The sequence below is a fragment of the Selenomonadales bacterium genome (genome assembly GCA_017442105.1).
GTDB lineage: Bacteria > Bacillota > Negativicutes > RGIG982 > RGIG982 > RGIG982.
This window is the reverse complement of the sequence record JAFSAX010000179.1, coordinates 1-11,583: the sequence shown is the minus strand read 5'-3', so window position 1 is coordinate 11,583 and position 11,583 is coordinate 1. Positions and strand designations below refer to the sequence as shown.

Below are 11,583 nucleotides of genomic sequence, written 5' to 3'. Positions count from 1 at the left end.
GATAGTTCCGCAGAAAGTCATACCACAGCTTTCGTTCCCACGGGGTCATATGTTTTCTCAATTCTTTGGCGAGAGGAATATTGGCTTTGTTGTAATATTTCATTTTCTTTTCTCTCCCTCCGTCACGGGCAAGCCGTGCCACCTCCCTCGTCAGAGGGAGGCTTAGGGAACGCGGTATATCTTTTCTGTCCGCCACATTCGCCCTCCCTCACGCTTCTCCTTTGCTTCCGTAGAGGGCGACCATGCTTTCGGCGAAGGTGTGATAGTCTTGTTTGTCGGCAGGTCTTGCGAGCGCAAGAGCAGCGGCGACGGCGGCTCCGATGCCCGAGCCGTCGCCTGCCCATACGAGGTCTGCTTTGGCGCGCTCGCCGACGAGGCCTTCTGCCAGGGCGCGTTCGACTTCTTTGGCATACATGGGCATTTTACCAAAGAGAGAGCCGTCGACGGCGATGGTGTGATGCTCGGTATGGCTTGGATCGATGACGTCGATGATGCCGAGATACGTGCAGGCGACCATCTGTGCCGAGCGTGCGACGACGGCGCGGGTAAGTCGTCTGAGGAAGGCGCAGTCACTTTGCGTAATGCGCTCGCCGAATCGGTGTTCGATGAGGTCTGCCGTACGGCGTGACTGACCGCCGTCGTTTAGTATCATGCCGAGGTCTTCGCCTGTCAGTTCTGTTCCCGTACGCAGGCAGTCGAGTTTATCCGCGGCGGCGAGGGTGACGATCTTGCCGAGGTAGTGGCCTGCGCTCATCTTTTCGAGCCGTTGTTCGTTCGGTGCAAGGCTCGCGCGGTCAAGCGCGAGGTCATATTCCGTTACGGGGAGGCCGTCGAAGTTGCCCGATTCGAGATTATATATCATGCCGTCGGGGAGTACCGCCGCCGTGTTGTGTCCCGTTCCGCAGATCGAGCCGATAGTCGTATCGGGCGCGCGATACGCACTGGCAAGGAGCGTACCGACGGTGTCGTTGATGATGGCGACGGGGCGCACTCTGTCTACGCCGCGACGCGCAAAGGCTTCCGATAAAAGTTGGTTGACTTGCTCGCCGACGACGCCCTCAACGGCGAATTCTTTCGTCCACTTGATAAGGCGCGCTTCTCCTACCGAGAGCTGCTCTGCCGGGAACGAGAAGGTGTGTCCGAGGGCAATGTTTTCTCCGCCTGCCTCGACTGCTAAGATAAGGTCGGCGATGATGCCGAACAGGTCTTTGGCTTCCACCTCTCCGCTCGTGTAGTCGAGGCTTCCCACACGGCGAAGCGACATTTTTTTCATGCGCAGGATATCTGCTTGACCGCCCGAGAGCCTTACTGTCATGGCGCGTACGTTCGAGCCGCCGAAGTCGAGTGCGAGATAGTCACCGCTCTCCTGTCCGCTCGGACGCGGCAAAAAGGACGGCAGACATTTCAGACTGCTCTCTCCCCCTTCCATCTTGGCGATGAGTGCTTCGGCGAAGTTTCTGCGGATCTGTTTTCTGTCATCTTTCGTCAATATAAATTGGTCTTCTATCGCCATGGCTATTTCCTCCTCTTACGATACAAAAGAAGCCGTAAAGCGCATACACGCCCTACGGCAATTTGTCAGCGGAATTTTTTCGGCAATACTTCGAGCCAGTATCCGTCGGGGTCGCTTATAAAGTAGATGCCCATTGCTTTGTTTTCGTAGCAGATGCAGCCCATTTCGGTGTGGTGTGCATATGCCGCGTCAAAATCGTCCGTTTCAAAAGCAAGGTGGATCTCGTTTTCGCCGAGGTTGTACGGCTCGGTGCGGTCGTGGAGATACGTCAGTTCGAGCTGATGCGGCGTCTGGTTGCCGTCGCCGAGGTAGACGAGCGTGAAGCCGGGACATTCTTTACGGCGCACTTCGGTAAGGCCGAGTGCTTCTTCGTAGAATTTCATACTGCGATCGAGGTCGAGTACGTTGATGTTGTTATGCAAAAATTTGAATTTCATCGTGGATTCCTCCCTTTGTTGTTATCGTTTGATTCTACGCAGGCGAGCGATTTTCCTGCATGCAAGGGTCTGCCTGCATATGCCGCTGTCCCTATGCCTTCGCGGTGCGCGATAGGTCACTTTCCTGCGCGCGCCTTTTCGTCGGCGATGCGCTGTGCGAGGTCTTCAAGGTATTCCCAACGCTCCATGAGATGCTCAAGGTTCGCTTCGACTTCTTTTTGCCGTGCGGCAAGGTCGGCGATCTGTCCGTAGTCACTGCCTGCCACCGTCATGGCACGGGCCAAGCCCTCCAGTTCGCTTTCGGCTTCGGCGATGCGCGCTTCGATCGTTTCGTATTCGCGTTCTTCTTTCCACGTGAATTTTGTCGCCTTCTGCTTCGGTTCGGGCTTTTTCTCGATGCGCGGTGCTTGCGCTTCTTTTTCGCGTGCTTTGCGTGCGGCTTCGTATTCGTCGCTGTAACCGCCGTTGTACGGACGGAAGATACCGCTTCCGTCATAGGCGAAGATGTGGTCTGCTACACGGTCGAGGAAGTAGCGGTCGTGCGATACGGTGATGACGGCACCGGGAAAGTCGTCGAGGAACGCTTCGAGCACCATGAGCGTCTGAATATCGAGGTCGTTCGTCGGCTCGTCGAGGAGGAGGATGTTCGGTGCGCCGATGAGCAGTCTGAGGAGGAACAGTCTGCGTTTTTCACCGCCCGACAGCTTGGCGATAGGCGTCCATTGAAGATGCGGCGGAAAGAGGAACTGTTCGGCAAGGCGGGCGGCGGAGATGGTCTCGCCGTCTGCCGTGGTGAAGTAGTTGGCTTCTTCGCGGATATATTCGATGGCGCGAAGGCGGTCGTCCATGCCCTCTGTTTCCTGCGAGAAGTAGGCAAGCTTGACGGTCTCGCCGTGGGTGACGGTGCCCTTGTCGGGTGCGACTTTCTTGGCGATAAGGTCAAGTATCGTACTTTTGCCTGCGCCGTTCGGGCCGATGATGCCGAGGCGGTCATGGCGTCCGACGATATAGCTGAGGTCTTTGACGACTGTCTTGCCGTCATACATTTTCGATACGTTCTCAAGTTCTATCGTTTTGCGGCCGAGGCGCGAGGAGCCTGCCTTGATGACCATTTCTGCCTGCACGGTCGGTGCGTCCTGCGCTTTGAGTTCTTCGAACCGCTCAAGGCGCGCTTTCTGTTTGGTGGAGCGTGCCTGTGCACCACGACGTACCCACGCAAGCTCGTTACGGAGAAGGTTCTGCCGTTTGCGTTCGCTTGCCTGTGCAAGTTCTTCGCGTTCGGCTTTTTTCTCGAGGAATTCCGAGTAGTTGCCGCTGTAGGCGTATACTTTGCCGTTATCGATCTCGAGCATACGGGTCGCCACACGGTCGAGGAAATAGCGGTCGTGCGTGACCATGAGGAGTGCGCCTTTACGGCTCGCGAGGTACGATTCGAGCCACGCGATGGTGTCGTTGTCGAGATGGTTCGTCGGCTCATCGAGGATGAGCAGGTCGCTCGGTGCGATAAGGGCGCGTGCGAGTGCGACGCGTTTTTTCTGTCCGCCCGAGAGGTTTTCGATCGTCTGCGCAAAGTCGGTGATGCCGAGCTTGGTGAGGACGGTCTTGGCTTCGCTCTCCAGCTGCCATCCGCCTGCCGCATCGACGGCACTTGCCGCCTGCATGAGCTTTTCTTGTACGCGCGCATCATTTTCGTGCATCGCCGCTTCGATGACGGCTTCTTCGTATTCGCGCACGATGCGAAATACGGACGTATCGGAACAGAGGACTTGTCCGAGGATGGTATCCTTCTCGTCGAAGTCGGGATCCTGCGGAAGGTATTCCACGACGAGGCCTTTTTTCGTCTGGATATCGCCTTCTTCGGGCACTTCTCTGCCTGCCATGATCTTGAGGAAGGTAGACTTCCCTGTACCGTTGACGCCGATGACGCCGATCTTGTCGCCTTCTTCGATGCCGAACGTCACGTCACCGAACAGCCGTCTTGTACCGTAGCTTTTGCCTACATGTTCTACCGTTACGAGTACCATGATGTATCTTCCTTTGCTGTAAAAAGTGTGGTTATGTCAATGAGGGTATATGTCCCTGCTGTTTCGCCTATAAAAAAGACCCGCCTCCCGTCAGGGCGCGAGCCTTATCTGTTATTCTTCTTCCGTTTCCTCGGCCGGCGGTTCGTGCTTGACGATGCCGACGCGCGTGATGCGCATATCGTCCGTTTCTTCGACGGTGAATACGCAGTTTTCCGTTTCTATCGTACGGCCGACTGTCGGTGTTTCGCCGATCTCGGCATACATCCAGCCGCCGATGGTGTCGAACGTTTCCGAATCAAGGTGCGTGCCGACAAGCTCGTTGACCTCGTCGATGAGGAACAGACCGTCTACGGAGTAGTTGCCTTCTGCACGGCGTTCTACTTCCTTGCGTTCTTCCACGTCGAATTCGTCTTGTATTTCGCCGACGATCTCCTCGATGATATCCTCTACCGTCACAAGACCTGCCGTACCGCCGTATTCATCGACGACGAGTGCGATCTGCGCACGGTTCTTCTGCATCAGCTTCAAAAGGTCGCTTAATGGCATCGATTCGGGGACTGCCAGCATATCACGGACGCACGTGCGGATGTCGGGCTCTTCGCCTTTTCCCAGCGCAGTCAAGATATCCTTGATATGGACGAACCCGATGATGTTGTCCTTGTCGGGGTCGCAGACAGGATAGCGCGTCAGCTGTTCGGCGATCGCCGTATCGACGCTTTCGCGGAACGTATCCTGCACGTAGAGGCATATCATATCGGTACGCGGTATCATGACCTCGCGCGCGTTGCGGTCGGCGAAATCGAAGATGTTGTCCACGTAGTCAAGCTCTTCCTGATCGATGTAGCCTTGACGGTGGCTCTCTTTCATCAAGATGCGTATCTCTTCCTCCGTATGTGCCGCATGGCTCTCGCTCGATACAGACAGCCCTGCCGCCTTGAGCGCGAGGAACGCGATCTTGTTGAGGAGCCAGATGATAGGATACATCACCTTATGAAATACGATCATCGGCCCAGCCGTAAAGAGAGTGAGCGCTTCTGCCTTCTGAATGGCAAGCGATTTCGGCGCAAGCTCGCCGATGACGATATGGAGTGCCGTGATGATAGAGAACGAAACGGCGAAGGCTACGGTGTGGACTGCCATTTCCGAAAAACCAAGACTGCTGAGCGCAGGCTCGATGAGCTTCGCAACGGCAGGCTCCCCGATCCAACCAAGACCGAGAGAAGCGAGCGTGATGCCGAGCTGACACGCGGACAAGTAGTCGTCCAAGTGGTCTATCATCTCTTTGGCATATTTTGCGCGCTTGTTGCCTTCCATGATAAGCGTATCGATACGCGAATCACGCGCCTTTACCATCGCGAACTCTGCCGCGACGAAAAATCCGTTCATCAAAACCAAGAGCATTACGATTATCAAGTTAAATAGTATAGAAGATAGGTCCAAGAACATTCCCGCCTGTTAAAGGCGAGGTCACCTCCTGTTATATATAAGTACCTTTCATTATACAATACTTGTCCCGTATCGCGCAAGGGTGCGCGCAGGGTATCCGCGGGGCATTGATATGCTTGCGAAAAAGCACGTGAGCGTTGCCGAAAAAGGCGCACGCAAGGTATGCGAAGCGAGCACCCCTCTACGAAAAGGCGCGCACGAGAAGCCAGATGAGGACCCCTGCCCAAAAGACCGTCAAGATCGCAAACCACACCGCGATATACGGAAGCCTTTTATCCCAGACAGACTGCTTGGCTTGTGCATCGGCCAAGACCGTCGGAGGTAAGAGCTTCGAGAGAAACGCGATCGCCGCAGGCACCAACACCATATCGTCGATCAGACCTGCAAACGGCACCACATCGGGCACCAAGTCGAGCGGACTGACGAGATATAAAAGCACCAGCAGAATCATGCTTTTCAGCTCCTTCGGCGTAGCATGATTCTTCCACGCAAAAAAGAGAAGAAGCGCATCGCGGCGCACAGACTTTATCCATGACCATAGTTTGACCAAACCCATGATGAATATCCTCCTGTAAGGTGCGAGCGTAACACGTCGCACCCGATCTATGTATTGTCTTTTATATTATAGCAGGTTTGTATTTGTTTTGTCTTTGGGAGAGGGAGGGGGAAGGGGAGGGATTTTGGTATTGTTTCTTTACTTTGTGACGTAGGGACGAAGAAAGTTCGGTCGCTGGTTCATTTTCCTTTTTCCCCTTCTTTCTTGCGCCGCACAAGAAAGAAATATAGCAGTAGTTAATACATCGCGGTATCCACAATGGCTCCTTCTGATGAGGGAGCTGTCAGCAACGCTGACTGAGGGAGAGATTCCCCTACGCAAAAGAGATATAGCCCTATACATCGCCGATATGTTCTCTCCCTCCGTCACGGACAAGCCGTGCCACCTCCCTCATCAGAGTGAGGCAGAGAACGTAGACTAAACTAAAAGCATCGCGGCATTTCCTACCGACTTGAAACGATTTTCGCGCAAAAAGAACCTCCCCTCTCCTCCCCCTCCCCCCTACATTGACAAACCCCCTCTCCGCTTGATAAAATATTATGGTATAAGCAGAAATCACATTTGTCCATATAGACCAGTTAAGAGAGATGGAGGATCACTACAATGACAGAAAAAACGATTCCGTTTTCCGCAGAGAAGCTTGCGGAGATCATGGCAGAGTACCCGACACCGTTCCACATTTATGACGAAAAAGCGATCGTAGCCAACGTGCGCCGCCTTATCCGCGCATTCAGCTGGGCACCGTCGTTCCAAGAATATTTCGCAGTCAAAGCAACTCCGACGCCCGCACTTCTCGAGCTTCTTGCCAAAGAAGGCGTAGGCGCAGACTGCAGCTCGCTTCCGGAGCTTATCCTTGCCGACCTCGCAGGCATCAAAGGCGAATCGATCATGTTCACATCGAACGACACGCCTGCCCACGAGTTCGTCAAAGCACGCTCGCTCGGCGCTGTCATCAACCTCGATGACATCACGCATATCGACTTCCTCGAAAAACACGCAGGTATGCCCGAAATGATCTCGTTCCGCTACAACCCGGGCCCGCTCCAGAAATCGAGCAACACCATTATCGGCACGCCGGAAGAAGCAAAATACGGTCTTACGCACGATCAGCTTCTCGAAGCATACCGCATCGCCAAAGAAAAAGGCGCGAAACGCTTCGGCCTTCATACGATGGTCATCTCGAATGAGCTGAACCCCGACTGTTTCATCGCAACGGCACAGATGATCTTCAACCTCGTTGTTGAAATTAAAAACAAACTCGCCATCGACATCGAGCTTGTTAACTTCGGCGGCGGCGTCGGTATCCCGTACCGCCCGGAAGATACAGCAGTAGACCTTGAATACGTCGGCAAAGGCATCGAAAAAGCATACAACGACACGATCGTAGCTTGCGGCCTCGGCCCACTTAAGATCGCGCTCGAACTCGGCCGTTCTATCACGGGACCGTACGGCTATCTCGTAGCGAAAGCCATCCACAAAAAAGAAACGTACAAAAACTACATCGGCCTCGATGCGTGCATGGCAAACCTCATGCGCCCCGCACTCTACGGCTCGTACCACCATATCACCGTCATCGGCAAAGAAAACGCACCGCTCGACCACGTCTACGACGTAACAGGCTCGCTCTGCGAAAACAATGACAAATTCGCCATCAACCGCGCATTGCCGAAGATCGACATCGGCGACACCATCGTGATCCACGATGCAGGCGCACACGGTCACGCAATGGGCTTCAACTACAACGGCAAGCTCCGCAGTGCAGAGCTTCTCTTAAAAGAAGACGGCTCGGTACAGCTTATCCGCCGCGCAGAAACGATCGAGGACTACTTCTCCACGATGATCTTCTCCAACTCCGCAGAAGAAGTCAAAGCGGCACTCAAATAATATATCGCATGCAAGGGACAGGCCTTATCGGTCTGTCCTTTTTTCTGCACCGCAGAAGGAATGCTCGCGATGTGTACCGTGCCTCTCTTTGTCGGTCTGTCCTTTTCTGTTGTCCAACACGCACGGCACTTTTGTGCATTGTTCCTCTGTCAAAGGACACTCCCTCACCCTTCCCGTCAGCAAAATGTAGCAGCATTATCACACAAACGGCTTTTGACCATCAGTCGTTTGCCCAAATCACCTGTAAAACATTAGTCACCACCGCCCATTCCCCTGTTTTTATAAGTTATGCGATAATTTTTTTATTTTTATCCATGTAACAGGTTGACACTTTTTGTTTCTGTCGCTATAATAGAAAGTGCATATGACACAGGCAATGACGGAATAAAGTACGTTTTCATTCTTCTTTCAGAGACTCGGCGGGTGGTGTGAGCCGAGGAAGGTGTTGGCGGAAGTTCCTTCCCGAGCTGTCGGCTGAACTGATAGTAGGCTGCACCGTTTGGTCACGTTATCGACCGTCAAGAGAATCTGAACAGATTTGATTAGGGTGGTACCGCGGAGAGAATTCGTCCCTTGCGTGGTATCTTTTTTTATTGCTTTTTTCATTCGTTCAGGTTAAATTCGGGTGGTACCACGGCTCATGTTCGTCCCTAGCGATAGGGGCGATTTTTTTGTATCCGTGCCCGATTCCTGACTCGTCATACATCAATTTTTTAGGAGGGATATCGTGAGTATCCAAGTTGTTCTCGTTTGTCTTTATATCGTATTTTTGTTCGCGATCAGCTATTATGCACAGAACCTCGCAAAAGGTACGATCGCCAACTACGTTCTGGCAGGTCGTAAGCTGACGACTCCTCTCATCATGGTCACCATCGTCGGTCTGGCGGTCGGCGGTGCGTCCACGATCGGCGTTGCCGAACAGGCGTACAAAGTCGGCTTGTCGGCAGGCTGGTACACCACCGCTTGGGGTATCGGTGCTATCGTGATGGGTCTTCTCGTTGCGAAACGGTATCGCAAGATCAATATTACGACGATCCCCGAAATGCTCGGCCGTCATTACAACAAGGCGGGCATGGTCGTCGGTATCTTCTGTCAGATTCTTATCCAGCTCACTATCATGTCGCTTCAGTATGTAGCGGGCGGTTCTATCCTCTGCGCTCTCATGCCTGATGTCTTCAGCTTGGAAGGCGGTATGATAACGAGTGCTATCGTATTCATCGGTGTTACGTCGATCGGCGGTATGTGGTCGAGCGCACTGGCGAACTTACTCAATGTCGCACTCCAGTACATCGGTGTCATCGTCGCAACAGTCATCTGCGTTTCGATGAACGGCGGTCTTGATGCTATCGCTATCCGTCTTCCCGAAGGCGCACCGTTCTTCAGCTTCATCGACGGCGTCGGCCTGATGACCATCATCAGCTGGATCGTCGTTCTCATCACCGTCAACCTCTCGCTCCAGAGTATCATTCAGATATCCCTCGGTGCCAAAGATGCCAAAACGGCGCGTAACGGCTTCGTCTACGGCGGTCTTTTGATGCTCCCCGTCGGCTTCATCTGCGCGCTCCTCGGTGTCATCGCACGCATCAACTTCCCCGATGTCAGTCCTGCACTGGCGCTTCCGATGACCATCATGCAGCTCGATCCGATCATCGCAGGTCTTACGCTTGCGGCTCTGTGGGCAGCCGATGTATCGACGGCTTGTAACCTGCTTTTAAGCTCGGCAACGCTCTTCTCGAACGACATCTACGCTCGTACCATCGACCCGAACGCGAGCCAGGAAAAACTCGTCCGCATCACGAAGATCCTCGTCGTGCTTCTCGGTATCCTCACGCTCGGTCTTGCGCTCACCATCAGCGGCATCATCGCAACGCTTATGATCGGTCTTAGCCTCCTTGCACCGTTCAGCTTAATTATCCTCGTTACGATGTTCGCTCCGCACCTGTGCCGTAAGAGTGCCGCGTTCAACGCGATCGCCGCAGGTATCATCACACTCATCCTGTGGAAATTCTGCCCGGCAACGCACATCTTCCCGCAGCTCATCTATCAGGAATGGTTCGTCAGCATGGTCGTATTCTTCGGTACGGCTCTGTTTGATAAACGTAAAATTGATGCGATCGAGAAATTGTAATACACTCTTCTACTCCTCATATACGACAAAAGACCACTCCAACGCGGAGTGGTCTTTTGTTTTGCTTCTCCCATATAACGAAAGCCCCGTTCCGCAAAAGGAACAGGGCTTTTTTCTTATCCTTAGTCGTGATGTCTCGAGAGGTCGATCTCTTTGAGCGGGATAAGTTTCGTTTTGTGTTTGATCTTGTAGTAGAGGTATACGGCAAGGAATACCGGGATGCCGATATACGCTACGCTTGCGCCGTACCAGTCGATGCTGTCGCCCGTGAAGGCGGTGTAGTTCTGACCTGCCGTTACGATGAGGCAGAGCACGAGAGCAAGGATCGGACCGAACGGGAAGAGGGATGCTTTGTACGGAAGCTCGGAGAGGGATCTTCCTTGTGCTTTGAACGCACGACGGAAACGATAGTGGCAGATGGCGATGCCGATCCATGTGAGGAAGCCTGCCATACCGCTGATGTTGACGAGCCACGTGTATGCCGCACCTTCACCGATAAGGGAGGTGACGAAGGCCGCCAAACCGAATACTGCCGTAGCACAGAGTGCCGGGACAGGTACACCGCGTTTGTTGAGCTTGAGGAAGAGTTTCGGAGCTTTGCCTTCTTCGGCAAGTGCATAGAGCATACGAGTCGATACATAAAGACCCGAGTTGCCTGCCGAGAGGACGCTTGTCAAGATGACGGCATTGATGAAGCTTGCCGCCGCGATCATGCCGGCACGTTCGAATACGAGCGTGAACGGACTGATGGAGATGTTTTCGATACTGCTGTTAAGAAGGTTCGGGTCGGTATACGGAATGAGGAAACCGATAACGACGAACGCACCCATGTAAAAGAGCACGATACGCCAGAAGATGGAGTGAACGGCTTTCGGAATATTTTTTTCCGGATGTTCACTTTCCCCTGCCGCGATACCGATCATCTCGGTACCCTGGAACGAGAAGCCTGCGATCATGAAGATGGCGAGGATGGAACCGAGTCCGCCGACGAACGGTGCCTCACCGACTGTCCAGTTCTCAAAGCCGGGGCTCGGTGCGCCGAAGCCCAAGATGAGCATCGCACCTGTGATGAGGAACATGATGACGGTGAGTACCTTGATGCCTGCGAAGAAGAATTCGCCTTCACCGAAGGAGCGTGTCGACCAGTAGTTGAGGATAAAGAGGATGGCGAGGAAGATACCGCTCCAGATATAGGCAGGCACTTCGGGGAACCAATATTTCATGATAAGTGCCCCTGCGATGATCTCGGCAGCAACGGTGATCGCCCAGTTGAACCAGTAGTTCCAACCGACAGCAAAACCGAAGGCGCCGTCAACGTAGCGCGAAGCGTATGTACCGAACGAACCGCTCACCGGCAGGTACGTCGCCATTTCGCCAAGGCTTGTCATGAGGAAGTATACCATCAAGCCGATGACACCGTACGCGATGAGCGCACCGCCCGGGCCTGCGACGCTGATGGTCTCGCCGCTTGCGACGAAGAGGCCCGTACCGATCGCACCGCCGATGGCGATCATGTTCATGTGACGGGCTTTCAGACTTCGTCTGAGATGTTGTTTTTCATTTGTCAAAGAACGCACAACCTTACATAATATATT

At 53.7% G+C, this 11,583-nt stretch carries 9 protein-coding genes and 1 other annotated feature; of the genes, 2 read left to right on the top strand and 7 right to left on the bottom strand.

Annotation, left to right across the window (positions count from 1 at the left end; genetic code table 11):
* The 6 genes from IJN28_07140 to IJN28_07115 all read right to left on the bottom strand — a co-directional run.
* A partial coding sequence (locus IJN28_07140; protein MBQ6713541.1) for a hypothetical protein occupies positions 1 to 196 on the bottom strand: 196 nt, incomplete at its 3' end.
* Positions 197 to 208: 12 nt separating this feature from the next.
* Entirely contained in the window at positions 209 to 1,513 is a 1,305-nt protein-coding gene (locus tag IJN28_07135; GenBank protein MBQ6713540.1) for a hexokinase, read from the bottom strand.
* A 65-nt stretch (positions 1,514 to 1,578) separates the two neighbouring features.
* The gene (locus IJN28_07130; GenBank protein MBQ6713539.1) at positions 1,579 to 1,950 is read right to left on the bottom strand and encodes a VOC family protein; all 372 of its coding nucleotides are present in this window, start codon (positions 1,948 to 1,950) and stop codon (positions 1,579 to 1,581) included.
* Between the two features lie 116 nt (positions 1,951 to 2,066).
* Positions 2,067 to 3,974: an ABC-F family ATP-binding cassette domain-containing protein gene (locus IJN28_07125; GenBank protein ID MBQ6713538.1), complete on the bottom strand. Its 1,908-nt coding sequence runs from the start codon at positions 3,972 to 3,974 to the stop codon at positions 2,067 to 2,069.
* A gap of 111 nt (positions 3,975 to 4,085) precedes the next feature.
* A complete protein-coding gene (locus IJN28_07120; GenBank protein ID MBQ6713537.1) occupies positions 4,086 to 5,414 on the bottom strand; it encodes an HlyC/CorC family transporter in 1,329 nt (442 codons plus the stop codon).
* Positions 5,415 to 5,601: 187 nt separating this feature from the next.
* A complete protein-coding gene (locus IJN28_07115) occupies positions 5,602 to 5,976 on the bottom strand; it encodes a DUF1232 domain-containing protein (GenBank protein MBQ6713536.1) in 375 nt (124 codons plus the stop codon).
* A gap of 603 nt (positions 5,977 to 6,579) precedes the next feature.
* Here IJN28_07115 and IJN28_07110 point away from each other — a divergent pair.
* Together IJN28_07110 and IJN28_07105 are read left to right on the top strand one after the other, a co-directional pair.
* Positions 6,580 to 7,860, top strand: a complete 1,281-nt coding sequence (locus tag IJN28_07110) for a diaminopimelate decarboxylase (GenBank protein ID MBQ6713535.1) — start codon at positions 6,580 to 6,582, stop codon at positions 7,858 to 7,860.
* A gap of 367 nt (positions 7,861 to 8,227) precedes the next feature.
* Positions 8,228 to 8,437 (top strand) — a binding site (T-box leader).
* A gap of 150 nt (positions 8,438 to 8,587) precedes the next feature.
* A complete protein-coding gene (locus tag IJN28_07105; protein MBQ6713534.1) occupies positions 8,588 to 9,988 on the top strand; it encodes a sodium:solute symporter family protein in 1,401 nt (466 codons plus the stop codon).
* A 122-nt stretch (positions 9,989 to 10,110) separates the two neighbouring features.
* Here the strand turns inward: IJN28_07105 and IJN28_07100 are convergent, their stop codons facing one another.
* Positions 10,111 to 11,502 (bottom strand): amino acid permease, encoded by a 1,392-nt coding sequence (locus IJN28_07100; GenBank protein MBQ6713533.1) that lies wholly within the window; start codon positions 11,500 to 11,502, stop codon positions 10,111 to 10,113.
* Positions 11,503 to 11,583 lie beyond the last annotated feature (81 nt).